The organism is Streptomyces sp. NPDC086077, from assembly GCF_040686175.1.
Taxonomy (GTDB): domain Bacteria; phylum Actinomycetota; class Actinomycetes; order Streptomycetales; family Streptomycetaceae; genus Streptomyces.
In genome coordinates this window covers 1-25,725 of sequence record NZ_JBFBJT010000052.1, presented here as the reverse complement: position 1 = coordinate 25,725, position 25,725 = coordinate 1, and the positions used below count along the sequence as shown (strand labels likewise).

21 protein-coding genes and 1 pseudogene are annotated in these 25,725 nt (G+C 72.1%); 9 read left to right on the top strand and 13 right to left on the bottom strand.

Going from position 1 to position 25,725, the window contains the following annotated elements; genetic code table 11:
• Window positions 1–75: 75 nt before the first annotated feature.
• A complete protein-coding gene (locus AB0O67_RS17305; protein WP_365450825.1) occupies window positions 76–1,341 on the bottom strand; it encodes an SWF or SNF family helicase in 1,266 nt (421 codons plus the stop codon).
• Window positions 1,338–4,190, bottom strand: coding sequence for a DEAD/DEAH box helicase (locus AB0O67_RS17300; RefSeq protein WP_365450823.1), 2,853 nt, complete (start codon window positions 4,188–4,190; stop codon window positions 1,338–1,340). The genes AB0O67_RS17305 and AB0O67_RS17300 overlap by 4 nt, the downstream gene beginning before the upstream one ends.
• A 249-nt stretch (window positions 4,191–4,439) precedes the next feature.
• On the opposite strand from AB0O67_RS17300, the gene AB0O67_RS17295 reads away from it, so the two are divergent.
• A complete protein-coding gene (locus AB0O67_RS17295) occupies window positions 4,440–4,622 on the top strand; it encodes a hypothetical protein (RefSeq protein ID WP_189704020.1) in 183 nt (60 codons plus the stop codon).
• Between the two features lie 4 nt (window positions 4,623–4,626).
• Here AB0O67_RS17295 and AB0O67_RS17290 read toward each other — a convergent pair whose 3' ends face one another.
• The 4 genes from AB0O67_RS17290 to AB0O67_RS17275 all read right to left on the bottom strand — a co-directional run bounded on the left by AB0O67_RS17290 (window position 4,627) and on the right by AB0O67_RS17275 (window position 8,215).
• On the bottom strand, window positions 4,627–6,018 hold the full coding sequence (locus AB0O67_RS17290; RefSeq protein WP_365450820.1) for a tannase/feruloyl esterase family alpha/beta hydrolase: 1,392 nt from the start codon (window positions 6,016–6,018) through the stop codon (window positions 4,627–4,629).
• 224 nt (window positions 6,019–6,242) lie between these two features.
• Window positions 6,243–7,067 (bottom strand): hypothetical protein, encoded by an 825-nt coding sequence (locus AB0O67_RS17285; protein ID WP_365450818.1) that lies wholly within the window; start codon window positions 7,065–7,067, stop codon window positions 6,243–6,245.
• Between the two features lie 135 nt (window positions 7,068–7,202).
• Complete coding sequence (locus AB0O67_RS17280) at window positions 7,203–7,499, bottom strand: hypothetical protein (RefSeq protein ID WP_365450816.1); 297 nt, start codon at window positions 7,497–7,499, stop codon at window positions 7,203–7,205.
• Window positions 7,500–7,615: 116 nt separating this feature from the next.
• Window positions 7,616–8,215 (bottom strand): class I SAM-dependent methyltransferase, encoded by a 600-nt coding sequence (locus AB0O67_RS17275; RefSeq protein WP_365450814.1) that lies wholly within the window; start codon window positions 8,213–8,215, stop codon window positions 7,616–7,618.
• Window positions 8,216–8,367: 152 nt separating this feature from the next.
• On the opposite strand from AB0O67_RS17275, the gene AB0O67_RS17270 reads away from it, so the two are divergent.
• The 5 genes from AB0O67_RS17270 to AB0O67_RS17250 all read left to right on the top strand — a co-directional run bounded on the left by AB0O67_RS17270 (window position 8,368) and on the right by AB0O67_RS17250 (window position 13,426).
• Complete coding sequence (locus AB0O67_RS17270; RefSeq protein WP_365450812.1) at window positions 8,368–9,141, top strand: MHYT domain-containing protein; 774 nt, start codon at window positions 8,368–8,370, stop codon at window positions 9,139–9,141.
• Between the two features lie 49 nt (window positions 9,142–9,190).
• Window positions 9,191–11,704 carry a nitrate- and nitrite sensing domain-containing protein gene (locus AB0O67_RS17265; RefSeq protein WP_365450810.1) on the top strand — a complete coding sequence of 838 codons (2,514 nt, stop codon included), beginning with the start codon at window positions 9,191–9,193 and terminating at the stop codon, window positions 11,702–11,704.
• The gene (locus tag AB0O67_RS17260) at window positions 11,701–12,135 is read left to right on the top strand and encodes a roadblock/LC7 domain-containing protein (RefSeq protein ID WP_365450808.1); all 435 of its coding nucleotides are present in this window, start codon (window positions 11,701–11,703) and stop codon (window positions 12,133–12,135) included. The genes AB0O67_RS17265 and AB0O67_RS17260 overlap by 4 nt, the downstream gene beginning before the upstream one ends.
• A 22-nt stretch (window positions 12,136–12,157) precedes the next feature.
• The gene (locus AB0O67_RS17255) at window positions 12,158–12,571 is read left to right on the top strand and encodes a DUF742 domain-containing protein (RefSeq protein ID WP_365450806.1); all 414 of its coding nucleotides are present in this window, start codon (window positions 12,158–12,160) and stop codon (window positions 12,569–12,571) included.
• A 249-nt stretch (window positions 12,572–12,820) separates the two neighbouring features.
• The gene (locus AB0O67_RS17250; protein ID WP_365450804.1) at window positions 12,821–13,426 is read left to right on the top strand and encodes an ATP/GTP-binding protein; all 606 of its coding nucleotides are present in this window, start codon (window positions 12,821–12,823) and stop codon (window positions 13,424–13,426) included.
• Between the two features lie 15 nt (window positions 13,427–13,441).
• Here the strand turns inward: AB0O67_RS17250 and AB0O67_RS17245 are convergent, their stop codons facing one another.
• On the bottom strand, window positions 13,442–13,870 hold the full coding sequence (locus AB0O67_RS17245; protein ID WP_365450802.1) for a PPOX class F420-dependent oxidoreductase: 429 nt from the start codon (window positions 13,868–13,870) through the stop codon (window positions 13,442–13,444).
• A gap of 91 nt (window positions 13,871–13,961) precedes the next feature.
• Between AB0O67_RS17245 and AB0O67_RS17240 the strand changes: the two genes are divergently transcribed.
• Both AB0O67_RS17240 and AB0O67_RS17235 read left to right on the top strand, forming a co-directional pair.
• Window positions 13,962–14,375 (top strand): roadblock/LC7 domain-containing protein, encoded by a 414-nt coding sequence (locus tag AB0O67_RS17240; RefSeq protein WP_365450861.1) that lies wholly within the window; start codon window positions 13,962–13,964, stop codon window positions 14,373–14,375.
• A 137-nt stretch (window positions 14,376–14,512) separates the two neighbouring features.
• A pseudogene (locus AB0O67_RS17235) lies at window positions 14,513–15,298 on the top strand (DUF6397 family protein); the annotation flags it as partial.
• Between the two features lie 410 nt (window positions 15,299–15,708).
• Here AB0O67_RS17235 and AB0O67_RS17230 read toward each other — a convergent pair.
• Window positions 15,709–16,575 carry an acyl-CoA thioesterase II gene (locus AB0O67_RS17230; protein ID WP_365450800.1) on the bottom strand — a complete coding sequence of 289 codons (867 nt, stop codon included), beginning with the start codon at window positions 16,573–16,575 and terminating at the stop codon, window positions 15,709–15,711.
• 19 nt (window positions 16,576–16,594) lie between these two features.
• Window positions 16,595–19,108 carry a DUF3516 domain-containing protein gene (locus AB0O67_RS17225; RefSeq protein WP_365450798.1) on the bottom strand — a complete coding sequence of 838 codons (2,514 nt, stop codon included), beginning with the start codon at window positions 19,106–19,108 and terminating at the stop codon, window positions 16,595–16,597.
• Window positions 19,109–19,253: 145 nt separating this feature from the next.
• On the opposite strand from AB0O67_RS17225, the gene AB0O67_RS17220 reads away from it, so the two are divergent.
• The gene (locus tag AB0O67_RS17220; protein WP_365450796.1) at window positions 19,254–20,048 is read left to right on the top strand and encodes a metal-dependent hydrolase; all 795 of its coding nucleotides are present in this window, start codon (window positions 19,254–19,256) and stop codon (window positions 20,046–20,048) included.
• A gap of 29 nt (window positions 20,049–20,077) precedes the next feature.
• Here the strand turns inward: AB0O67_RS17220 and AB0O67_RS17215 are convergent, their stop codons facing one another.
• The 4 genes from AB0O67_RS17215 to AB0O67_RS17200 form a co-directional block, all read right to left on the bottom strand.
• Window positions 20,078–20,341 carry a type B 50S ribosomal protein L31 gene (locus tag AB0O67_RS17215; protein ID WP_365450794.1) on the bottom strand — a complete coding sequence of 88 codons (264 nt, stop codon included), beginning with the start codon at window positions 20,339–20,341 and terminating at the stop codon, window positions 20,078–20,080.
• A gap of 57 nt (window positions 20,342–20,398) precedes the next feature.
• A complete protein-coding gene (locus tag AB0O67_RS17210) occupies window positions 20,399–20,869 on the bottom strand; it encodes a DUF5709 domain-containing protein (RefSeq protein WP_365450792.1) in 471 nt (156 codons plus the stop codon).
• A gap of 348 nt (window positions 20,870–21,217) precedes the next feature.
• Window positions 21,218–22,999, bottom strand: a complete 1,782-nt coding sequence (locus AB0O67_RS17205; protein WP_365450790.1) for an ABC transporter ATP-binding protein — start codon at window positions 22,997–22,999, stop codon at window positions 21,218–21,220.
• Complete coding sequence (locus AB0O67_RS17200) at window positions 22,996–24,954, bottom strand: ABC transporter ATP-binding protein (protein WP_365450788.1); 1,959 nt, start codon at window positions 24,952–24,954, stop codon at window positions 22,996–22,998. The genes AB0O67_RS17205 and AB0O67_RS17200 overlap by 4 nt, the downstream gene beginning before the upstream one ends.
• Window positions 24,955–25,725: the final 771 nt, after the last annotated feature.

The following is a 25,725-nucleotide window of genomic DNA, read 5'->3' as shown; positions in this document are numbered from 1 at the left end:
AGACGCGCGGGCCTGGGGGCCGCCCGGAGCTGACTGCGAGTCAGCCGCCCCACGGTCACCGATGCCGTCACGCGCTCAGCGGGCCTCCTCCATCCGCACGCCCTCCGTGGCGGCCAGCGCTGTCGCCGGGTCCCGGTCGGCGCCGCCCACAGGCACCCAACGGCCGCCCTCGTTCCGGTACGGCCACCAGCGACCGTCGCGCCCGAGGCGTAGCTGGCCACGTCCGCCGGCGACCGTCCACCGGTTGCCCCGCGCCCGCAGTTCCGGCCGCTCGTCGTCGTCCCAGGCCGCTTCCAGGGCGGCACGCGCGCGTGCGAGGGTCTCGCCCTCGACCGACCACCCCTCCTCGAGCACGGACAGCCCGGCCACCCCGCCGTACCGCCACGCCCGCACGGCCGCCGCCAGCTCGCCGGGGCCCCGTCCGGACCCCGCCGCGAGCCGCTCGGCCACGAGCCGCTCAGGAGCACCCGCAGCCAGCCGTGCGGCGTCCTGCGCCACCGTCAGCTCCTCCACGGCCACGCCTGCCCGCAGCGCCTCGGCCAGCAGACGGTGCGCCGCCACCGCCGTCCGGGCGGCCAGGAACTCCAGGGCGGCTGTTTCCACGCCGGGCGCGGGCGGGGCCTCGGTGTCCAAGGACGGCGGCAGTCCCGGCTCTGCCGGAAGTTCGGGCGGTGCCGGCAACGGAGGCAGGATGTCCCCGGCCGCGTACGCCTCCAGGGCATCCACCCCTTCCGGCTCGGCGTGCTCCTCGGCCCTCTCCTGCGCGGGCGCCGCACTGCGGGTCTGGAGGTCGCCGAGCAGGGCCCGTTCACCGCGCCCGCGCATCAGCAGCAGGACGAACGGGTCCTCGTCGAGCAGCCGGGCCACCTGGTAGCAGAGCGCCGCCGTGTGTCCGCAGTGGTCCCAGGCACCGCAGTCGCAGGTGGGCTCCAGATCGCCCATGCCGGGCAGCAGGTCGACACCGGCCGTGGCCGCGTCCTCCACCAGGTGCGGCGGCATCTCCCGGTCGAGCAGCGCCGCGACATGCCCGGCACGCTCGACAGCCATCTCCAGGAAGTGGTCCCAGTGGTCGGCCGACAACTCCTCCAGCAGCACATCGGCCCGGTGCGCCGTGCCGTCCCGGTCCTGTACGACCGCCGTGATCCGTCCCGGCCGCACCGACACCGCGCCCACGGCTCCCGCGCGCGCGAGCCGGCGGCCCGTCTTCACCTGTGCCGCGTCCAGTGCCGCGTCCTCCAGGGCCTTCAGCCAGGCCCGGCCCCACCAGGTGAGCGCGAAGCCCCGCCCGCGCGCGGGCGGCAACGCGGCGAACGTGCGCTCCGTGTCGTCGTACTGATTCATCGCGTCGCCCCTCGCAGTTCCACCAGGTCGGCCAGTTCCGCGTCCGTCAGCTCCGTGAGCGCGGCCTCACCGGAGCCCAGCACCGCGTCGGCCAGCTCCCGCTTGCGGTGCAACATCTCGGCGATACGGTCCTCGATGGTTCCCTCCGCGATCAGCCGGTGCACCTGCACGGGCCGGTCCTGGCCGATGCGGTACGCGCGGTCCGTCGCCTGTGCCTCGACGGCGGGGTTCCACCAGCGGTCGTAGTGGACGACATGCTCCGCACGCGTGAGGTTCAGGCCCGTGCCCGCCGCCTTCAACGACAGCAGGAACACAGGAACTTCGCCGTCCTGGAAGCGCCGCACCATCGCCTCGCGCGCGGGGACGGGCGTTCCGCCGTGCAGGAACTGCGTGGGCACGCCCCGGTCCGCCAGATGCCGCTCGATCAACCGGGCCATGGCCACGTACTGGGTGAAGACCAGAACGCCCGACCCCTCGGAGAGGATCGTGTCGAGCAACTCGTCCAGCAGTTCCAGCTTCCCGGAGCGCCCGGCGATCCTCGGCCGCTCGTCCTTGAGGTACTGCGCCGGGTGATTGCAGATCTGCTTCAGGCCGGTCAGCAGCTTCATGATCAGCCCACGCCGGGCCATGTGGTCGGCGTTCGCGATCTCCGCGAGCGTCTCGCGTACCACGGCCTCGTACAGCGCCGCCTGTTCCGTGGTGAGCGACACGGCACGGTCGGTCTCGGTCTTCGGCGGCAGTTCGGGCGCGATGCCCGGATCCGACTTCCGGCGGCGCAGCAGGAAGGGCCGCACCAGCCGGGACAGCCGTTCCGCGGCGGCCGGATCCTGGCCGTCCTCGACGGCCCGCGCGTACCGGCTGCGGAACGTGCCGAGACGGCCGAGCAGCCCAGGGGTGGTCCAGTCGAGGATCGCCCACAGTTCGGAAAGATTGTTCTCGACCGGCGTGCCGCTGAGCGCCACGCGCGCGTGTGCGCCGATGGACCGCAGCTCACGCGCGGTCGCCGAGTACGGGTTCTTCACGTGCTGTGCCTCGTCCGCGACCACCAGGCCCCACGGCACCTCGGCAAGCCGCCGCGCGTCGAGCCGCATGGTGCCGTACGTCGTCAGGACGAACTCCCCGTCGGCCACACCGTCCAGGTCACGGCGTGAGCCGTGGAAGCGGCGCACCGGTGTGCCGGGCGCGAACCTCTCGATCTCCCGCTGCCAGTTGCCCATCAGGGACGTCGGGCAGACCACAAGGGTCGGACCGGCGGCGGACGGGTCGCTCCGGCGGTGCAGATGCAGGGCGATCAGGGTGATCGTCTTGCCGAGGCCCATGTCGTCGGCGAGACAGCAGCCGAGCCCCAGGGACGTTGTCCGGGCCAGCCACGACAGGCCCCGCAGCTGGTAGTCGCGCAGTTCGGCGGCGAGTGCGGCAGGCTGCCCGACCGGTTCCTGCGCCTCCGGGTCCGCCAGCCGGTCCCGCAGTGCCGCCAGCCAGCCGGTCGGCTCCACCTCGACCCGCTGGCCGTCGACCTCCGTAGAACCTGTCAGGGCGGCGCCGAGCGCGTCGAGGGGCGTGACCTTGTGGTCCTGTCGCGCGCGGGCGCGGCGGACCTCCTGAGGGTCGATCAGCACCCATTGGTCACGCAGCCGCACCACAGGGCGGTTCGCCTCGGCGAGCTGGTCCAGCTCGTCGCGCGTGAGCTGTCGGCCGCCCAGCGCGAACCTCCAGTCGAACGCGAGCAACGCGTCCGCGGACAGGAATGACGGCGTGTCCGAGGAGAGCTTGGCCGGAGTCCTCCCGTCGTCCGGTGGACCGACGACCGCGCGGGCGGTCAGCCGACGGGCCAGCTCCCTGGGCCAGTGCACGTCGACCCCGGCGCCGGCGAGAGCCGCCGAGCCGCCACCGAGGAGTTCGGTGACCTCCTCGTCGGCTAGTTCGACGGCGTCCGGCACCGCGGCCGACAACAGGGGAGTGAGCGCCGGCCAGGCCCGAGCCGCGCGCCTCAGCGCGAGCAGCGCGTCCAGCCGCGCGCGGGGGCCGAAGGCCCGCCCGGTGGCGTCCGTTCCGGCCCACACCTCGGCGGCGTCCGCGACGAGCGAGGGGTCGCTCACGCTGTGCACCTGGAGCACGGCCCGGAAGTCCGGCGCGGTGCCGTCCTCCGCTGCCAGGCCGGGCACCTCGATCCGCAGCGAGATCCGTACGCCCACGTCGTGGCCGGCGGCCACATCGGCGGCCCAGGCCCGCTGTCCGGGCAGATGCTGCGGCTCGGTGGCGGCGTAGGCGGGGCCGCCCGTCACGAGCGACGCGGCAGGGGAGCGGGGCAGCGTGTCGGCGACCGCGTCCAGGAAGGTCCGCAGCAGGCGCTCCGGGTCCGGCAGCCGCAGTGGCTCGGAGCCGTCCAGCGGTACGGCGTGCGCCTCGGGTGGCATCGCGGCGGCGAGCCGGCGGACGCTCTCGACGTCCTCGACGCGCAACGGTCCCGCACGCCAGGCGTCGTGATCACCGGGCGACAGGCCGGGCAGCAGCAGCCCCCGGGTCATGAACTGCAGCCCCAGAACGGCGGCCGCGCCCCAGAACTCGGCCGCCCGGTGTCCCGTCCGGGCGGCACGCGCGTGCGTGAGGACGGGCAGTGCCGCTCGTACGGGCAGGAGGACGGCCGGCACGCCGGCCAGTTCGACGCCGGCGCCACCGGGCAGCACGACAGCCAGCTCCTCGACCGTGCCGCCGTTCACGACCGGCGGGGTGGCGCCGTCGGGGCGCCAGAAGGCGACACGGCCGGTGCGGGCCGGATCACGGGGCATGAACACGGCACAGCATTCGGCCAGTTCGGTGATTTCGGAGGGGTTTGCCGTGGGAATCATCTGCACAGAGATGGCCGCATTCCTCAAGTTTGACTAGCTGGGGCGAGGTCGCCGAGGGTACAGCACTTCCTGGCACGGCCCGGCATGCTTGAGTTGTGACTCCGCTCACGCCCTGGCTCTCAGGGGTGGCTCGGGGTCGAGCGTCAGGGATGTCTCAGGGTGCGTCTCAGGGGTGCGGCCGGAACCGCCGGAAACGCGGGCCCGTTTTCAGAACAGAGAGCGGCAGTGGCCGCGAAGGAGGCGACACACATGTCGAAGAACGCGAAGATCGCCGCAGGAGGCGTGGCGGTCGGGCTCATCCTTTTGATCTGGCTGCCTTGGTGGGCCGCGCTGCTCATAGTGCTGGGCGTCCCGGCCGCCGCGTACCTCACGCTGGACCCGTCGCAGCGCCGCAGGCTGCGCCGGGTCACGCGCAAGGAGCTGGGCCGCTGAGGCGCTACCGATCCGCGGCGGCCTTGCCGTCCAGCGCACACGAGTCGACCACATCACCGCCCGCGGACCGGCCGACGGTCCGGTCCGCGGGCGGCCGGGTCCCTCGCTCCACCCATGCGACCAGCGCGTCGAACGCCGACCGATAGCAGGGCAGGATCGGTCGCAGCCGGTCCGGATGGGTGTCGTACAGCCCGTCGACATGCGTACCGCCCTGCACCGTGTAGTAACGGTGCAACGGTCCCCGCCCCCTCCCGTCGACCATGCGTGCGTACACGTCGGAGTCGGCGGCCTTGGGCAGCAGCGTGTCCATGTCCCCGTGCAGCGTGATCAGCGGCTTGCCGATGCGCCCGGTCAGCGCCACCCGTGACACGGCGCGGTGGACGGAGGACGGACGCGAGGCGTAGTCGTAGTCCGCGTCGGACGCGCAGGGCGCAAGGATCTCCTCGGGCGTGGTTCCGGCCGACGGTCCGGGGCAGCCGGGGTCGTACGCCGGGTCGAATTCCGCGCGGTAGGTCTTCTGAGTGACACCCCAGTACGCCTTCTCGTGGTACGGCCACAGGAACTCCGAGCCACGCGCGAAGCCCACGCCGTACATGTCCTCGTCCGACGCCGAGCCGTAGGTCCGCGCCACCGCCGTGGGCAGGGAGGTGAGCAGGTTCGGGCCGTCCGCCGTCCAAAGGGCGCCTTCCCAGTCCACCCCGCCGTCGTACAGCTCCGGATGGTTCTCCAGCTGCCAGCGCGTCAGATAGCCGCCGTTGGAGATGCCCGTCACGTAGGTGCGGCGCGGGGCGTGGCCGTAGCGCTGGGCCACAACCTTGCGGGCCGCGCGCGTGAGCTGGGTCGTGCGCGCGTTCCACTCGGCGACCGCGTCGCCGGGCCGATCGCCGTCGCGGTAGAAGTCGGTGCCGTTGTTGCCCTTGTCGGTCGCGGCGTACGCGTAGCCCTGTGCCAGCACGCGGTCGGAGATCGCCTTGTCCGTCGCGTACTGCCTGCGAGTCCCTGGAGCGCCGGTGACGACAAGGCCGCCGTTCCAGCGGTCCGGCAGCCGGATCACGAACTGTGCGTCATGGCGCCAGCCGTGCGTGGCGTTGAACCGGGACGAGTCCGGGAAGTACCCGTCGACCTGCACACCCGGCACCCCCGACGGCGTGCGCGTGGCCTGCGCCGTCAGCCCCGCCTGGTCGGCCAGGTCGGTGTACGGGGTACCGGCGAGGCCGGTGGTGGTCAGGTCGGCCAGACACACCGTCTGCTGAAGCGCCGCGCCCGGCACCCGCACGCGGTCCTGACGCGCACAGTGAGGGTCGCCGACGTCCTGGGCGAGGGCCGGGGCCGGCGCCGTGAGGGCAGCCGCGAGGAGAGCGGTGGCAACCAGGGGGATGCCAGGGGATGGGCGCATGCGGGCCTCCGGGGCGGGACGACGGGGCACGGCACACGGGCCGAGCCGGGGCTGCCCCATCGTGGGGCGAGCGCCGCTCGTCTTCCATGGAGTGACACCACATGGCGTCCAGTTGAGGCATGGGTGACCGACACAGGTGGTGAAGGCCCCTGCTTCTCCGGGGCCGTTGGCCGACGGCTACAGAGGGTCCGCTGACCGTCCGCTGCTTGTGGCGTCGGCCCGCCTCAGCTGGGCCGTACCGCCATCTTGTCCAGCGCCTCCAGCAGCGCGGGCAGCTTGGGCCCCCGGCCCACCGGCAGTACCTCGCCCGGCTTCTCGTCGACCAGCAGGAACGCCATGTCGTCGGTCCGCGCCACCAGCGACCAGCCCGGGCCGTCCGCGCGCAGCGTCCGGGCGTCGCCCGTGGCGAAGGACGACCGGACGCGGCCCAGGGGCGGCGGGGTGTCCACGTACGCGTGCGCCTCCGCGAGGACGCGCCGGATCACGCCGCGGTCCGGGCCGGCCGGCTCGTCCTCGGCGGCTTCGGGGTCCTGCTCGGGGACGACGAGCTCCTTGTCAACGACCTGCTCCCGCCACGACGTCCATTGCACCGCGATCTCGTCCGCCCCCAGCCTGCGCTGGGCCGCCCCCCAGCCCGTGGTGTCCGGCGGCGACAGCGGTGCGCAGCCCGCGTCCTCGGGGTCGGGGTCGTGCGGCGCGGGCACGCCGGGAGCCGCGACGGCGACCGCGAGCGGCCAGCCCGGCAGGGCCGCGACCACGGACCGCTCGTCGGGCGACAGGTCGTACTCCATGCCGCAGTCCCAGGAGGCGATGGCGACCGCGACCAGCGACACGTCGTCCGTGACGACCGTCCACCGCGCGCCCTCGCCGTCCTGGCCGAACACGAGGCCGTACCCGTCGGCCAGCGGCGCGATGCCCAGTGCCGCGCAGGCCTCCGGGTAGTCGTCGCCCAGCACGCTCGGAAACCGCGCAGGCGTCAGCAGCACTGCCGTGAGCACATAGAGCGCGTCGTCCTCGGCGGCGACGGCGTCCGCGTCCGTCCCGGCCATCCCAGCCTCCCCAGGGGTTCGTCCATCGGCGCGCACCCTAGTGCGACCGGAAGCCGCTTGTCACGACTGTGCGGACCATCGGACCTGCGGTTGTCCGGCCGGACTGGGCCGGAACGACCCCTCGTCGCCCCCCACTCACGCCGTCGGCAGCCCCAGCAGTTCGCGTGCGACGGTCCGCGGCGACTGGTCGCGCTCCCGGGCCAGGGCGATGACGGCCCGGCACGCCAGCTCGTTCACCCCGAACGACAGCGCCTCCGGCGACACCCGGCCCGCCGCCTCGTCGATGCGGTCCTGGTCGTCCTCCGCGCACGCCGAGACGTACGCCGCGGCTGCCTCGAACAGATTGTGCCCCCGCCGGTCCGGACCGGGCTCGCGCTCCGCGCGCGCCGCCTCACGGAACCCGGACCACGCCTTGCGGACTCTGTCGAACACAGTGACCACCATCCCCCTTCGTGGCTTCCCTCGCCGGGCGCTCACCCGCTGCTACTCAACGTAGAGTTGGAGCTGCGGCGGCAGAAGGGGTAAGGCGCGGAGAAGCGCCGGGACGGTCAGCCCGCCCTGACGGCCAGCGCGAGGAAGCGGTCGTCCTGATCGACGTACGAGGTCATGGTCCAGCCGGAACCGGCCAGCAGCGGGCGGAGGTTGGGCTCCGCGCGCAGGTCCTTCGGGGTGATTCGGCGGCCCTGTCGGGCGGCGAGCGCCGCGCGGCCGATCGGGTGGAAGAGGGCGAGGCTGCCGCCGGGGCGCACCACACGCGCCAACTCCCGCAGGTTCTGCGCCGGGTCGGGCAGGTGAGCGATGAGGCCCGCCGCGAACACCGCGTCGAGTGACTCCGAGCGCAGGGGCAGCGCGGCCACGTCGGCGAGCAGCAGCCACCCGTCACGGTCCCGTCCGGCCCGGGCGGCGGCCTGCAGCATGGCGGGGGTCAGATCGGCCCCGAAGACCACTCCCGAAGCGCCCACGGCCGCTCGCAGCGGCGGCAGCGCCCGTCCGGTTCCGCAGCCGGCGTCGAGGACGCGGCCGCCCTCCCGCAGACCGAGCTCGCCGACCGCGGCCGCGTAGGCGGGGCCGTCGTCGGGGAACCGGCTGTCCCAGTCGGCCGCGCGGGCCGTGAAGAACTCCTGGACGTGCGTACGGTCGTCGCTCATGTTCGGCATGATCCCTCACTGACACGGAGGACGCCCCGGCGCACATGTTCGAGCGGGACGCGATCGTTCAGGTACATATCTGCGTCATATTCCACCGCCTTTCGAAATGCGCCCCCTTTGTGCTCCCGTGCTCCCGCTAGCGTTCCTTGGCCATGGGACACATGGACCACGCCGCCCTCGGCTGGCTGACACCCGTACTGTCGTACGTCATGGCCTGCACAGGCGCCGCACTGGGCCTGCGCTGTACGGTCCGCGCGCTCGGAGCCACCGGCCGCTCGCGGCGCAACTGGCTGATCACGGCCGCCTCGGCCCTCGGCACCGGCATCTGGACCATGCACTTCGTGGCCATGCTCGGTTTCAGCGTCAGCGGGACCGAGATCCGCTACGACGTACCGCTCACCGTGCTCAGCCTGCTCGTGGCCATGATCGTGGTCAGTGCCGGCGTCTTCGCGGTCGGCTACGGCCGCGACCGGGTCCGTGCGCTGCTCATCGGCGGCCTCACCACCGGACTGGGCGTCGCGAGCATGCACTACCTGGGCATGGCGGCGGTACGCCTGCACGGTGACGTGATGTACGACCCGATGCGGGTCGCCCTCTCGGTCGTGATCGCCGTCGTCGCGGCGACCGCGGCCCTGTGGGCGGCGCTCAACATCAAGTCGCCCGTCGCGGTCACCGTCGCCTCCCTCGTCATGGGCGCGGCCGTGAGCAGCATGCACTACACCGGGATGTTCGCGGTGCGCGTGCAGGTCACGCCCTCCGGCGAGGTCCTGCCCGGGGCCACGGCGATGCAGTTCGTCTTCCCCCTCGCCGTCGGCCTCGGGTCCTACCTCTTCCTGACCTCAGCCTTCGTGGCGCTGTCCCCGACGGCAGGCGAGCGCGCGGCCTCCGCATCGGCCCAGCGGCCCCTCGGGAGCGCCGCCCACTGAGGGCGCACCTGCACCGGACCGCACCGAACCCTTTCCGAACGAGGAGGCCATGCGTACCCCCCGCAGGAAACCCGGCACAGGCGCCGAGACGCCGCCCTCGACCCCCGCGCGCGGCCGGCGCGCCCACGCCGGACCACCGGCCGACGAAACCCCGCGGGACACCGTGGACGCGGAGGCGACAGGTGATCCCACGGGCGCGGGGGAGCGCTGGCACATCCGGCCGCGTACCGTGCGCGCCAAGATCGTCTGTCTGCTGATGGTGCCCGCCGTCTCACTCCTGGCCCTCTGGGCGTACGCCACCGTGAGCACCGTCCAGGACGTCGCCCGGCTACGCCAGTTGCAGCGCGTGGACTCCGACGTCCGCGCCCCTGTGGCGGCCACCGTGGCCGCGCTCCAGGCCGAGCGCGCCGCCGCCGTACGGCACGCCACCGACCCCTCGGCCGGCGCCGGTGGCGAGCTGCGGCGCCTCGCTGAGCGCACGGACCGGGCGGTGGCGAGGTTGCGGCTCGGCGACCGCAACACCGTCGCCGAGGGACAGGACCTGCCCAAGGGAGTCGCGATGCGGCTAGAAACCTTCGTCACGGGCACGGAGGGGCTGCGGACGCTGCGGGCGGACGTGCTGGAGCGGCGTGCCGGATGGGACGAGGCGTACGAGCGGTACGCGAACACCATCTCCACGGCCTTCGGCGTGGGCGGTGCCCTCACCGGCATCCAGGACGCCGAACTCGGTTCCGACGCGCGCGTGCTGCTGGAGTTCTCCCGCGCCGGCGAGGCCCTGGCCCGGGAGGACGTGCTGCTCTCCAGCGCCCGGCTCGCGGGCCGCCTGGACGGCGAGCGGATGCGGCTGCTCACCGGAGCGGTCGACACCCGCCGCGCCCTCACCGACGGCGCCGTCGCCGACCTGCGCGGCGACGAGCGCGCCGCCTGGCGGAACCTCGCCGGGAGCGTGGACTACACGGCCCTGGTCGCCGTCGAGGACAAGGTCCTGACGAGCCGGCCGGGGCCCGCGGCGATCAAGGCCGCGTCCGAGGCCGACTGGACCCCCGCACACGCGCGCGTGCAGGGCGGCATGCGCACCATCGAGCGGGACGCCGCCCGGGGCGTGGCCGACCGGGCCGACCCGTTCGCACGCGGCCTGCTCACCCCTGCGGGCGCCGCCGTGCTCTTCGGCCTGGCCGCCGTCGCCGCGTCGCTCGTCATCTCGGTACGCATCGGGCGCGGCCTCGTCGTCGAACTGATCAGCCTGCGCAACGGCGCACTGGAGATCGCCCGTCGCAAACTCCCCGAAGCCATGCGCAAACTGCGCGCCGGAGAGGAGATCGACGTCCGGGCCGAGGCACCGCCCGGGCCGCCCGCCGAGGACGAGGTCGGCCAGGTCGCCGAGGCCCTCGGCACGGTGCACCGGGCCGCGCTGCGCGCCGCCGTGGAACGCGCCGAACTCGCCAGCGGCATCTCGGGTGTCTTCGTCAACCTCGCACGCCGCAGCCAGGTCCTCGTCCACCGTCAGCTGACCCTTCTGGACAGCATGGAACGCCGCTCCGACGACCCGAACGAACTGAGCGACCTGTTCCGGCTCGACCACCTCACCACCCGTATGCGGCGCCACGCCGAGAGCCTGATCATCCTCTCCGGCGCGGCCCCCGGCCGGGCCTGGCGCATGCCGGTCTCCCTGACCAACGTGGTCCGCGCCGCCGTCTCCGAGATCGAGGACTACGCGCGCGTGGAGGTACGGCAGCTACCCGAAGCCCTCGTCATCGGCGCCGCCGTCGCCGACCTCACCCACCTGCTGGCCGAGCTCGTCGAGAACGCCGCCCAGTTCTCACCCCCGCACACGCGCGTGCGTGTCACCGGAGAGCCCGTCGGCAACGGCTACGCCATAGAGGTCGAGGACCGCGGCCTGGGAATGGGCCGGGACACCCTCGCCGAGGCCAACCGCCGTATCGCCCAGTCAGAAGCGCTCGATCTCTTCGACAGCGACCGGCTCGGCCTCTTCGTCGTCAGCAGGCTCGCCGCACGCCATGAGATCAAGGTGCACCTGCGCACCTCCCCCTACGGCGGTACCACCGCGGTCGTCCTGCTGCCCACCGCCCTGCTGCACAGCGGTGTGCCGGAACGTTCCAGCGCCCAGGCGGCGGACCCGGAACACAGGTACGCGCGCGTGCCCGGCGGACCCCTCCACCAGGAGGCCGTCCCCACCACCGGTGACCGGCCCGCCCTGGTGGCCCCCGTCCCGGCCACGGCGCAGACCGGCCCCGAAACCCCGCCCCCCGGAGTCACCACCTTGCGCCTGCACCGTGCCCCCGACCCCGAGGAAGGATCCGAGAACCTCCCCCGCCGGGTACGACAGGCCAGCCTCGCCCCCCAGTTGCGCGAGCGGCGCGCCCAGGACCCGCCGCAGCCGTCCGCCCACCGGAACGACGACCGGCGCACACCCGAACTCGTACGTGACCGCATGGCGGCCTACCGCGACGGATGGGCACGCGGTGGCGGCCGCCCACCCGGCCGCGGCGCGAGACCCGCCCCCGCAGGCGGCAGTGACAGCAGCGAAGGAGACCCCGCATGATCCAGGACCCTGGCATGAGAGCCGCTCAGAGTTCCGGCGAACTCGACTGGCTGTTGGACGACTTGGTACTGCGCGTGCACGAGGTACGGCACGCCGTGGTGCTCTCCAACGACGGACTCGCCGTGGGCTCCTCGACCGGACTCGGCCGTGAGGACGCCGAACACCTCGCCGCCGTCGCCTCGGGCTTCCACAGCCTGGCCAAGGGGGCCGGCCGGCACTTCGGCGCCGGTGGCGTGCGCCAGACCATGGTGGAGATGGACGACGCCTTCCTCTTCGTGGCCGCCGCCGGAGACGGCTCCTGCCTGGCCGTCCTCACCGCCGTCACCGCCGACATAGGCCTGGTCGCCTACGAGATGGCACGGCTGGTGAAACGCGTCGGTGAGCACCTCTACACGGCGCCGCGCATGAACGCGCGGCCCGCCGCCGGATGAGGCGAGAAGGCGGTCCGCACAGATGACCGAGGACATCAAGGGCAGCCCGCACGAGCAGGGCAGCCAGTGGTATGACGGCGAGGCGGGCCCGCTCGTGCGGCCGTACGCCATGACGGGTGGCCGCACCAAACCCGGGCCCACCGGGGTGCGCTTCGACCTCATCGCCCTGGTCACTCTCGACCCGGGCGCTCCCCACCTCGACGACGACCCCACGCTCGGCCCCGAGCACCGGGCACTCGTCGATCTGTGCCGCCCCGAGACCCAATCGGTCGCCGAACTCGCCGCGGGCGCCGACCTCCCCGTCGGTGTCGTCCGGGTCCTGCTGGGGGACCTCCTGGAACTCGGCCGCGTCACCGTCAGCCGCCCCGTGCCCCCCGCCCAACTGCCCGACGAGCGGATTCTGCGCGAGGTCATCGACGGACTGCGGGCGCTGTAGATGAACGCTCACGACAACCCGCGCGCGTACGGCCGCACAGACCGCCCACTTACGCGCCTTTGTGGGCGCGGAACGCATTCGAGTCGGTCACATCAGGCAAAGAGCGGTCCGAGCGCCCTGCGGGGACCGGCCGTTGCCATGATGCTGCCTTCGCACACGAGCACCGAAGTTGTGTGCGGACGCCGTGTCCCGGCGTGGCACGCGCGTACCGACGTCGACCCTTGCCGGCACTCCCGAGAGAAGTGATCGATGGTCTCCGAGACGTCCGACGCCACCGAGGGCGATACCGCCGCCCTGGCGTTGAAGATACTTGTCGCCGGCGGGTTCGGCGTGGGCAAGACCACCTTGGTGGGCGCGGTCAGCGAGATAAGGCCCTTGCGTACCGAGGAGCTGCTGAGCGAGGCCGGTCAGTTGGTGGACGACACCGACGGCGTGGACCACAAGGTCACGACCACGGTCGCCATGGACTTCGGCCGCATCACCATCCGCTCCGGGCTCTCCCTGTACCTGTTCGGTACACCAGGACAGGACCGTTTCTGGTTCCTGTGGGACGAGCTGTCGCAGGGAGCGCTGGGGGCGGTCGTCCTGGCCGACACCCGCCGGCTGGAGGACTGCTTCCCCGCGGTGGACTACTTCGAGCACCGCCACATCCCCTTCGTCGTGGCCGTCAACTGCTTCACGGGCGCCCGCGCCTACGGCGCACAGGACGTCTGCCGCGCGCTGGACCTCGATCGGGGAACTCCGGTCGTGCTCTGCGACGCACGTGACCGTGACTCGGGGAAGGAAGTGCTCATCCGGCTCGTCGAGTACGCCGGGCGGGTGCACACCGCCCGGCTCCTCGACTCCGTTAGTTGATCGGTCGGAGGGGCTTCAGCCGGCGACGGCCTTCTGGGCCAGGACCTTGTCGATCGTGACCCGCACCAGGAGTTCTCCCGGCTGGCCGTTGCGTTCCCCGAACGCCTCGGCGTTCTCCTCGCCCATGTACCGCCCGGCGATCCGGGTGGCCCACTCCCGAAGCTCGTCGAGGTCCTCGGAGAGCTGGGCCCGCCCCTGCACGACGACGAAGTCGAACGGCGGCCGGTCGTCGTCCACGCAGAGGGCGACCCGCCCGTCCCGGGCCAGATTGCGCCCCTTCACGCTTTCCTTGGAGGTGTTGAACACCACCTCGTCCCCGTCGAGCAGGAACCAGATCGGCGCCACGTGCGGGCTCCCGTCAGCCCTCACGGTGGACAGCTTTGCGGTGCGGGTGCCTTGTGACAGAAAGGCCCGCCATTCCGTGTCGGTCATCTTCTGTGCCATGCCCCCATCCTGCTTGCCCGTCAGCCGGACGTGGTGAAGGCTGGCGGAGAGATCCTCCGGCCAGGGGGAGTCGTCACACGGGGAGATCGACATCATGGTGCACAAGGGACTGGGCTGGTTGCTGGACGACTTGACCGAGCGCATGGAGCATGTGCGGCACGCACTCGTCCTGTCCAACGACGGACTGGTGACAGGGGCGAGCACCGGGCTTCGGCGCGAGGACGCCGAACACCTCGCCGCCGTCGCGTCCGGACTGCACAGTCTGGCCAAGGGATCGGGACGCCACTTCGGGGCGGGGCAGGTGCGCCAGACGATGGTCGAGTTCGACGACGCGGTGCTGTTCGTCACGGCGGCCGGCAGTGGCAGCTGCCTGTGCGTACTCAGCGCCGCGGAGGCCGACATCGGCCAGATCGCCTACGAGATGACACTGCTCGTCAACCGGGTCGGCGAGCACCTCGGTGTGGACGCCCGCCAGCCTGAGCGGTTCCCGTTCACAGACCTCTGACCAGCGCGTTTTCTGCCCCCGCGAAGTTATCCACAGGCTCGCCACGTGATCGGACGGAGCGGCTACGGTGGTGTGACCGCGAACGCACGGAGCGTGAGCGGAGCCCATCGATCACGACTCCACGGGGGAGAGACGCCATGTCGGGCAACACCATCGCTAGTCCGAAAGTTCTCACGTACACGCCGAGCCGCGCGGCACGCGAACTGGGAATGAAACGACGCGAATTCGAGCTCGCGGTGAACCTCGGAGGGATCCGCACACTGCCCGACGAAGGCGGCGGAGGGCGGCGCGTCACCCGCGCCGAGATCGAGCGGTTGCGCGCGGAGGACGGCTTCCCGGAGGCGCTCCTCGCACGGGTGCGGACGGTGAGCACGAACGAGGCCGCGCACCTCATGGGCGTGACGGGTGACCGGTTCACGCGTCTGGCCCGGCTGGGGCTGGTGGTGCCGGTCGCGTTCTACCTGAACCGCTATCGGACGCTCGTCTGGCTCTATCTGGCCGACGAGGTGAGCCAGGTCGCGGCCGACGAGCGGAACGCGCTGTTGGTGAAGGGTCGTGCGCTGCCCGAGGGGCTGCGGGTTCGGCTGCGCGAAGGGGTGGATCTGCGCGCCCGCAACTGGCGGGGGCGGTATGTGGGGTTCCTGCTGCGCGGGGCCGAGGATCCCTGGGAGCGTGCCGGTGCCCTGGCCGCGCTGCTGGATCCCGTTCAGGTCGCGGACATCGTCGCGGATCCCTACGAGCGCGCTCATGTGAACCGGTTCCGTCCGGGACCGCCGGCCCAGGGCGCGCCCGGTTCACCGTCGGCGGAGCGCGCCGAGAGGCTCATGACGGCCGACGCCCCGGACGAGATCAGCTGGCTGCGGGCCGAGCTCAGCCAGGTGCTGGACGAGGCCCGCGCACATCGTCCGGCACCGCGACCAGCACCTCGGGCCGAAAACCAGGCTGAACAAGGCGACGCGCACGGTGTGGAACGTCGGGGCGACGACGCTGAAGCGCGCCGTACGGACCGTCGGACCGACCATGGTCACGCGCACTGTGCGGAGCGACGGGCCGATCACGGTGACGAGCGTCGTACGGTGCACCCGGCCGGATCCGCCCAGTCGCACCGTGCGGTGCGTCGGCCGGGGGCCTTGCACAAGGAGCGCCCGCCCGCGTCCCGACCCCCCACACGGCCTGCCACGCCCCGACCCGACGCCCGCACCCACGCTCGCGCCCCTGAGTCGGAGCGCCCCCGAGGCCTGCTGGGCCGGCTTCGCCGCAGAAGCTCATAAGGCCCCCACGGCGGCTGGACCCTCCCCTGCAGCAACAGCAACAGCAACAGCAACAGCCGCAGCTACAGCGCCCTGAACAGCCCTTCCTGGACGACCGACACCAGCAGACGGCCTTCCAGGTCGTAGATCCGCCCACGGGCGAGCCCTCGCCCGCCGGTCGCGATCGGTGACTCCTGGTCGTACAGGAACCACTCGTCCGCGCGGAACGGCCGGTGGAACCACATCGCGTGGTCCAGCGACGCCATGTCGAAGCCGCGCGGACCCCACAGGGGCTCGACGGGGATGCGCACGGCGTCCAGCAGGGTCATGTCGCTGGCGTACGTCAGGGCGCAGGTGTGTACCAGCGGGTCGTCACCGAGCGGCCCGACGGCGCGCATCCACACGGCGCTGCGCGGCTCCGCGCCCTTGATGTCCTCCGGCGTCCAGCGCAGCCGGTCCACATACCGGATGTCGAACGGCTGGCGGCGCGCCATCCGCTCCAACTGCTCGGGCAGCGCGCCCAGATGCTTCCGAATCTCCTCGGCGACGGTCGGCAGCGACTCCGGGTCCGGCACCTCGCGAGCCGGCGGCAGCTGGTGCTCGAAGTTCCCTTCCTCAGGCTTGTGAAAGGAGGCGGTGAGATTGAAGATCGTGCGGCCCTGCTGCACGGCCGTGACCCGGCGGGTCGTGAACGACCGCCCGTCACGGACCCGCTCGACCTGGTACACGATCGGCACGCCCGGCCGCCCGGGCCGCAGGAAGTACGCGTGCAGCGAGTGCACCGGCCGGTCGCCCTCGGTGGTGCGCCCGGCGGCGACCAGCGCCTGGCCGGCCACCTGGCCGCCGAAGACCCGTTGCAGCGACTCCTGGGGGCTGCGGCCCCGGAAGATGTTGACCTCGATCTGCTCCAGGTCGAGCAGGTCGACGAGCCTCTCGGCCGGGTTTGTCATGACTGTGTGTCTCCTGTGCTCACAGCTGGCCGACGTCGGTGACGCGGACCACGGCACGGCCTTCGGCGTCGGAGGCCGCAAGATCGATCTCGGCGCTGATGCCCCAGTCGTGATCGTCGTTGGGGTCGTCGAAGATCTGCCGGACGCGCCACAGCCCGTGCTCCGGCTCCTCCTCGATCAGCAGCAGCTTGGGGCCGCGGGCGTCGGGGCCGGTGCCGAGGTCGTCGTACTCGTCCCAGTACTTGTCCATGGCCTCGCCCCAGGCTTCGGCGTCCCAGCCGGACTCGGCATCCAGTTCGCCCAGCTCCGCGACCTGGTCGAGGGCGGCCAGTTCGACGCGGCGGAACAGCGCGTTGCGGACCAGGACCCGGAAGGCGCGGGCATTGGAGGTAACAGGCTTGACCTGGTCGGCCTTCTCCTGAGCCTCCTCGGCCGTCATCACCTCCGGGTTGGCGAGCTGCTCCCACTCGTCCAGCAGGCTGGAGTCGACCTGACGCACCATCTCGCCGAGCCACTCGATCAGGTCCTGGAGGTCCTCGGACTTGAGGTCGTCCGGGATGTTGTGCTCCAGGGCCTTGTACGCGCCGGCCAGGTAGCGCAGCACGATGCCCTCGGTGCGGGCCAGCTCGTAGAAGGAGACCAACTCCGTGAAGGACATCGCCCGTTCGTACATGTCCCGGATGACGGACTTCGGCGACAGCGGGTGGTCGCCGACCCACGGGTGGCTCTTGCGGTACGTGTCGTACGCGTGGAAGAGCAGCTCCTCCAGCGGCTTCGGGTAGGAGACGTCCTGGAGCCGCTCCATGCGCTCCTCGTACTCGACACCGTCCGCCTTCATCGCGGCCACTGCCTCACCGCGCGCCTTGTTCTGCTGGGCGGCGAGGATCTGGCGTGGATCGTCCAGCGTGGACTCCACGACGGACACCATGTCCAGCGCGTACGACGGCGATTCGGGATCCAGCAGCTCGAAGGCCGCGAGCGCGAAGGTGGACAGCGGCTGGTTGAGCGCGAAGTCCTGCTGAAGGTCCACGGTGAGACGGACGATGCGGCCCTCGGCGTCCGGCTGGTCCAGCTTCTCGACGATGCCGCCGTCCAGCAGCGAGCGGTAGATGGCGATCGCCCGCCGAATGTGCCGCAGCTGCTGCTTGCGAGGCTCGTGGTTGTCCTCCAGGAGGTGCCGCATGGCCTCGAAGGCGTTGCCGGGCCGGGCGATCACGGACAGCAGCATGGTGTGCGTGACCCGGAAGCGGGACGTCAGCGGCTCCGGCTCGGAGGCGATCAGCCGCTCGAAAGTGTCCTCGCTCCAGGCGACAAAGCCCTCCGGCGCCTTCTTGCGGACGACCTTCCTGCGCTTCTTCGGGTCGTCGCCCGCCTTGGCGAGCGCCTTCTCGTTCTCGATGACGTGCTCGGGAGCCTGGGCGACCACGAAGCCTGCAGTGTCGAAGCCCGCCCGCCCGGCCCGCCCGGCGATCTGGTGGAACTCGCGTGCGCGCAGCGTGCGTACCCGGCTGCCGTCGTACTTGGTGAGTGCGGTGAACAGCACAGTGCGGATGGGCACGTTGACGCCCACGCCCAGAGTGTCCGTGCCGCAGATGACCTTCAGCAGACCGGCCTGGGCGAGCTTCTCCACCAAGCGGCGGTACTTGGGCAGCATGCCGGCGTGGTGCACGCCGATGCCGTGCCGGACGTAGCGGGAGAGATTACGGCCGAACTTGGTGGTGAAGCGGAAGTTGCCGATCAGCTCGGCGATCTGCTCCTTCTCCTCGCGCGAGCACATGTTGATGCTCATCAGCGCCTGCGCCCGCTCCACCGCCTGGGCCTGGGTGAAGTGCACGATGTAGACGGGCGCCTGCTTGGTGTCCAGCAGCTCCGTCAGCGTCTCCGTGAGCGGGGAGCGCCGGTACTCGTAGGAGAGCGGCACCGGACGCGTCGCCGAACGGACCACCGAGGTCGGGCGGCCGGTGCGCCGGGTGAGGTCCTTCTCGAACATCGAGACGTCGCCGAGGGTGGCCGACATGAGGACGAACTGCGCCTGCGGCAGTTCGAGCAGGGGGATCTGCCAGGCCCAGCCGCGGTCCGGCTCCGCGTAGAAGTGGAACTCGTCCATCACGACCTGGCCGATGTCCGCGTTCCTGCCGTCGCGCAGGGCGATCGAGGCGAGCACCTCGGCGGTGCAGCAGATCACCGGGGCGTCGGCGTTCACGGAGGCGTCGCCGGTGAGCATGCCGACGTTCTCGGTCCCGAACAGCTTGCACAACTCGAAGAACTTCTCCGAGACCAGCGCCTTGATCGGAGCCGTGTAGAAGGTGACCTCGTCCCTCGCCAGCGCGGCGAAGTGGGCGCCCGCGGCGATCATGCTCTTGCCGGATCCGGTGGGGGTCGACACGATCACGTTCGCACCGGAGACCACCTCGATCAGCGCCTCCTCCTGGTGGGGGTAGAGCGTGAGACCGCGCTCCTGCGCCCACGACTCGAAGGCTTCGTAGAGGGCGTCGGGGTCGGCGGTCTGCGGCAGCTGATCGATGAGGGTCACGCCCCCATCTTGCCTGGCCTTCCGGCCGATGCGGGAATCGGATGCCCGCATGAAGATCGCGAACGCTACGCTGTGTCGCCGACACGACGTCGGCGCAACGAGTCAACTGGACAGCGGCGCACGAAGAATGGGGCGGGCAGCGGCAATGATGGGACCAGCACACTCTCTCTCGGGCGCCGCGGCCTGGCTCGGCGTCGGAGCCGCCGCCACCGCGGCAGGGCATGGGATGCCCTGGCCGGTCCTGCTGTGCGGCGCGCTGATCTGCGCTGGAGCCGCGCTCGCCCCCGACCTCGACCACAAGGCCGCCACCATCTCGCGCTCCTTCGGACCGCTGTCGCGCTGGCTCTGCGAGATCGTCGACAAACTCTCCTACGCCGTCTACAAGGCCACGAAGAAGCAGGGCGATCCGCGTCGCTCCGGGGGGCACCGCACGCTCACGCACACCTGGCTGTGGGCGGTCCTGATCGGCGCGGGCGCCTCGGTGCTGGCGATCACCGGCGGGCGCTGGGCGGTGCTGGCGATCCTCTTCGTCCACATGGTGCTGGCCATCGAGGGCCTGCTGTGGCGGGCGACCCGCGGTGCCAGCGCGGATGTCCTGGTGTGGCTGCTCGCCGCGACGAGCGCCTGGATCGTCGCCGGTGTCCTGGACCAGCCCGGCAACGGGGCGGACTGGCTGTTCACAGAGCCGGGCCAGGAGTACCTGTGGCTGGGCCTGCCCATCGTGCTCGGCGCGCTGGTGCACGACATCGGGGACGCGCTGACCGTCTCGGGCTGCCCGATACTGTGGCCGATCCCGGTGGGCCGCAAGCGCTGGTATCCGATCGGGCCACCGAAGGTCATGCGGTTCAGGGCGGGCAGCTGGGTGGAGCTGAAGGTGCTGATGCCGGCGTTCATGGTGCTCGGGGGAGTGGGCGGCGCGGCGGCACTCAACGTGATCTGAGGCCCAGCACGGCGCGCACGGAGACGTCGTCAGTCGGTGCCTTGACGCGTACCTTCTCCGTACCGGCGCTCGAAGCGGGCGACGCGGCCCTCGGTGTCCACCGTGCGGGCCTTGCCGGTGTAGAACGGGTGGCTCTCCGAGGAGATCTCGACGTCCACGACGGGGTAGTTCTCGCCGTCGTCCCACTCGATGGTCTGTTCGCTGGTGGCGGTGGACCGGGTCAGGAAGGCGTACCCGGCGGCGCGGTCCCGGAAGACGACCGGGTGGTAGTCGGGGTGCTTGTCCTGCTGCATGGCTGCTCCTGGTGCGGAGGGGGCATGGGCGGGGGCGTCGGGCGGGCGCGGTCGGCGTCAGCCGGACAGGGCGTCCTCGTCGACGATGTGGACGGCGGCCTCCTCGGCGGAGGCGGCCGCCCCGTCGATCCCGACGTCCGTGGCGATCAGCGCGGACTCGTCGTCCTCGTGCGCCCCCTCGTCCGGGGCGACGAGCCGCCCGGACCGGGCGCCGCCGACCTCGTTGTCAAGGAGTTCCCCGTCGGTGCCGTCGGCGTCGCCGAGGCCGTCGCCTTCGGGTACGGCCGACTCGGGCAGCTCTTCCGCCAGCCGCTGGTCCAGGGTCTCCCCCCGCACCCGTTCGGCTGCCGTCACGCCGTTGTGCTCCACCGCCCACGGCCGCTCCGGAGGGGACCAGCCCCGATCCAGGGGGTCGCTGACACCGTCGTTGTCCAGGGTGTCCTCCGCGTCGAGCAGCCCCGTGTCCTCGCGCTGCTCGGACCCGTCGGGCTGGTAGACGTCGTCTCCCCATCCGTCGGCGCTGTTCACGGGTACCTCCAGGTGGTGAGGACGGGGCCGTTCCCGCCACGGTCGACGTCGCGCCGTCCGTACCGGGGACACAGACTGCGTCCACTGCTGTCCCGCGCACTTCGCGGACGCTCCCCGAGCCTGCGCCGCTTTCCAGCCTTCCACCCCTGTTCGCCCCCGCGCAACGCCACGGGCACCGACAGGGGGCGAGCCGTCGAAGCCGCGCGGCCCGGCACGTGGGTGCCCGGGCCGGGGAGGGGGCTTCGGCCGGGACGGCGCGCGGCGACGCCGGGGGCGTCCGAACAGCGGCCGCGCGCCGCTCGCACCCCGTTCTCCCCAGGGAGGCCGGGCGCCGTGAGCCGTCACCCCTCACCCATGCCACGACCTCCACAGCGCCGCGTACGCCCCGTCCGCCTCGACCAGCTCGGCATGGCTGCCCAGCTCGCTGATGCGGCCGTTCTCGACGACGGCGATGACGTCGGCGTCGTGGGCGGTGTGCAGGCGGTGGGCGATGGCGACGACGGTGCGGCCGTCGAGGACGCGGGCAAGGGACCGTTCCAGGTGACGTGCCGCGCGCGGGTCGAGGAGGGACGTCGCCTCGTCCAGGACCAGCGTGTGCGGATCGGCCAGCACCAGCCGCGCCAGCGCGATCTGCTGGGCCTGGGCCGGGGTGAGCGCGAGCCCGCCCGAGCCGACCTCGGTGTCCAGCCCCTTCTCCAACGCGCGCGCCCACCCGTCCGCGTCGACCGCGCCGAGCGCCGCCCACAGCTCGGCGTCGACGGCGTCGGTGCGGGCGAGCAGCAGGTTGTCGCGCAGGGCGCCGACGAAGACGTGGTGTTCCTGGTTGACGAGAGCCACGTGCGAGCGGACGCGTTCCGCGGGCATACGGGACAGTTCCGCACCGCCGAGGGTGATCCGGCCGTCCCTCGGCGCGTAGATCCCGGCGAGCAGCCGGCCCAGTGTCGACTTGCCCGCGCCGGAGGGGCCCACCAGCGCCAGCCTGGTGCCGGGGGCGACGTCCAGCGACACCTCGCGCAGTACGTCGACACCCTCGACATAACCGAAGTGCACGTGGTCGGCGTGCACGTCCCGGCCGTCGGGCGCCAGCGCCGGGTCCCCGGCGTCCGGCTCGATGTCGCGGACGCCGACGAGCCGGGCCAGCGACACCTGGGCCACCTGCAGTTCGTCGTACCAGCGCAGGATCAGCCCGACCGGATCGACGAGCATCTGCGCGATCAGCGCGCCCGTGGTCAGCTGCCCGAGCCCGAGCCGGCCCTGGAGCACGAACACCCCGCCGACCATCAGGACGGACGCGAGCACGGTCACATGGGTGACGTTGATGACCGGGAACAGCACCGACCGCAGCCAGAGCGTGTAGCGCTCCCAGGCGGTCCACTCCTTGATCCGGCGCTCCGACAGTTCCACCCGGCGGTCGCCGAGCCGATGCGCCTCGACGGTACGCCCGGCGTCCACGGTCTCGGCGAGCGCGGCGGCCACGGCTGCGTACCCGGAGGCCTCGGACCGGTAGGCCGCAGGCGCCCGGCGGAAGTACCAGCGACAGCCGATCACCAGCAGCGGCAGAGCGAGCAGCACGGCGCCGGCCAGCGGGGGTGCCGTGACGACCAGGCCGCCCAGCAGCAGGGCCACCCACACCACACCGATCGCCAGCTGGGGAACGGCCTCGCGCATGGCGTTGGCGAGCCGGTCGATGTCGGTGGTGATCCGGGACAAAAGATCACCCGTTCCCGCCCGCTCCAGGACTCCCGGCGGCAGCCCGACCGACCGCACGAGGAAGTCCTCGCGCAGATCGGCCAGCATCCGCTCGCCGAGCATCGCGCCGCGCAACCGCACCTCACGCACGAACACGGCCTGCACGACGAGGGCGAGCAGGAAGAACGTCACCGTGAGGCCCAGGTTCAGCTGGCGCGCGTCGTCCGAGACTCGCTCGACGAGACCGCCCAGCAGGTAGGGGCCGACCATGGAGGCGATCACGGCGATCGTGTTGACGGCGACGAGGAGCAGGAACGCCCGGCGGTGCCGGCGGAACAGTTCGGCCACGTAGGCGCGCACGGTCGCGGGGGCACCGACGGGCAGGGTGTGCGCCGTCGTCGGTGCCGCCGGGTCGTACGCCGGTGGCGCCACGCCGATCATGCTGTCTCCTCGATCTCGTCCAGCTCGTCCAGCTCGTCCAGCTCGTCCAACTCGTCCAACTCGTCCAGCTTGTTGAGCTCGTCGGCGTCGAACTCGGCGAGTACGCCGCTCAGCGCGGCGGCCTCCTCCTCGGTCTCCCGGGTCACCACGGCCCGGTACCGGGGCTCCTCGTGCACCAGGTCCCGGTGCACACCGACCGCGGCGACCTCGCCCTCGTGGACGAGCACCACCCGGTCCGCGCGGTCCAGCAGCAGCGGCGAGGAGGTGAAGACGACCGTCGTGCGCCCGGCCCGCAGCTCGCGCACGCCTTCCGCGATCCGTGCCTCGGTGTGGGAGTCGACGGCGGAGGTCGGTTCGTCCAGGACGAGCACCTCCGGGTCGGTGATGAGCGACCGGGCGAGGGCGAGCCGCTGGCGCTGGCCACCGGAGAGGGAGCGCCCGCGTTCGGTGATCCGGGCGTCCATCGGGTCGTCGGCGTCGAGCGAGCCCTGCACGAGCGCCGCCAGCACGTCCTCGCACTGTGCGGCCGCCAGCGCCTCGTCCGGGCGTACGTTTCCGGACGCGGGGACGTCGAGCAGGTCGCGCAGGGTGCCCGAGAGCAGAACGGGATCCTTGTCCTGGACCAGCACCGCCGTCCGCGCGCGGTCCAGCGGCAGTTCGTCGAGCGCAACCCCGCCGAGCAGCACCGGCGTACCGGCCTCCGAGGGATGGCCGCCGAGCCGCTCTGCCAGCCGTCCTGCCGCATCCGGGTCGCCGCACACCACGGCCGTGAACCGACCGGACGGCGCGAGCAGACCGGTGACCGGGTCGTACAGGTCCCCCGAGGGCAGGTCCCCGGACGGCAGGTCCCCGGACGGCAGGCCGCCTGGTTGCGAGCCCGCGTTCGAGCCCGCTGAGTCCGTGCGCCCGCCCCCGGGGGATGGCTCCGCAGAGTCCTCGCGCGCCCCCTCGGCGTCCGTGGCCCGCTCCAGCGACAGCACACGGGCCGCCCGTTTGGCGGAGGGCCGCGAGAACGAATAGGCCATCGCGATCTCTTCGAAGTGCCGCAGGGGATAGGTGAGGAGCATGACCGAGCTGTAGACGGTGACGAGTTCCCCGACGGTGATGCGGCCCTGCCGGGCCAGATGCACGCCGTACCAGACGACCGCGATCAGCAGCAGGCCGGGCAGCAGCACCTGGATCGCCGAGATCAGCGACCACATTCGCGCGTTGTGCACGGCCGCGTGACGGACCTCCTGGGAGGCGCGGCGGTAGCGGTCGAGGAACAGTTCCTCACCGCCGATGCCGCGCAGGACGCGCAGCCCGGCGACGGTGTCCGAGGCGAGTTCGGTGGCGTACCCCGCCTTCTCCCGCTGGACGTCGGCACGGCGGGTCGCGCGGGGGAGCAGGGGCAGTACGGCCACCGCCAGCACCGGAAGGCCGACGGCGACGACGACGCCGAGGGCCGGCTGGTAGACGACGAGGCCGATACAGACCAGCACGATCGTGACGGCAGCCGCGGTGAAGCGGGACACCGCCTCCACGAACCAGCCGATCTTCTCGACGTCACCGGTGGATACGGCGACGACCTCGCCGGCCGCGACCCGCCGGGTCAGCGCGGAACCCAGATGCGCGGCCTTGCGGGCCAGAAGTTGCTGGACCCGGGCGGCCGCGGTGATCCAGTTGGTGACGGCGGCCCGGTGCAGGAAGGTGTCGCCGAGGGCGTTGCCGGCGCAGGCCAGCACCATCAGCCCGCCGGCGAGGGCGAGCCGCTCCCCGGAGCGGTCGACCACGGCCTGGACGGCGAAGCCGACGCAGAACGGCAGCGAGGAGACCGAGACGAAGTGCACCAGGCCCCAGGTCAGGGCGATGAGCTGACCGCGCAACTGGTTCCGGCCCAGCCACCACAGGAACCGCGGCCCCGAACGCGCGTCCGGCACACCAGGGTCGGGATACGGAAGGTCTTGAATCTGCATGACGTCCCAGTGGCTCTTGTCAGGGCGGAAGGGGTGCGAGCGCGGAGCGCGCAGGTGGGCACCAAGCCGTGAAAGGCTCGCGCCACAGGCAGGTCGGAGGCAACCGGTTTTCTGGACCATTGCGCAGAACCGGCTGCAGCCCGTCCCCTCGCGTCGACCCCCGCCCCAGAGACCTCATTGCGGGTGAGCCCAAGTCGCCGTAGAACACCGGTCATGACAGCCGAATTATCATGTCCATGCTCACCGGGGCGACCCTCGTGGCGAGCACCCTCCTCGGCGCGAGCGCGAGCGCGAGCGCCGACGCCGGCGCGACTGCGCAAGCGCCTTCTATGCGGCCGAAAGGCGCGCCGAGGAGCGCGTCGGAACGCGCTCCGACAGCCCCGCCCGAAAATGCGCCGGGCACCGCGCCGCGAAGCGCACCGCTGCCACCACCCTCGCCGCCACCCCCGACCGCATCCTCACCTTCGCCGACGGAACCATCCTCACCACGCCCCGCAACACCGAACGCATTGTCGCCGAGGTGTATGCCGCCGGCTCGGGCGACCACGCGCTGACGGCCGTCCGAGGGCTGATCACCGAGGACCGCCGCCGCTGCTGAACAGAACCCGAGGGCTGCGGACCACCGGCCACCGAGGCCGGCAGGAGGCTCGCCCCCGGTTCGGTCGCCCAAGACTCCGAGACGGACCGCGCGCTGCCCTTCTCACCGCGTCCCGCCGCCCGGGCGCCCAGCCGGGGGACTTGTTGGGCTTCGAGTGCCACCAAGGAAGACAC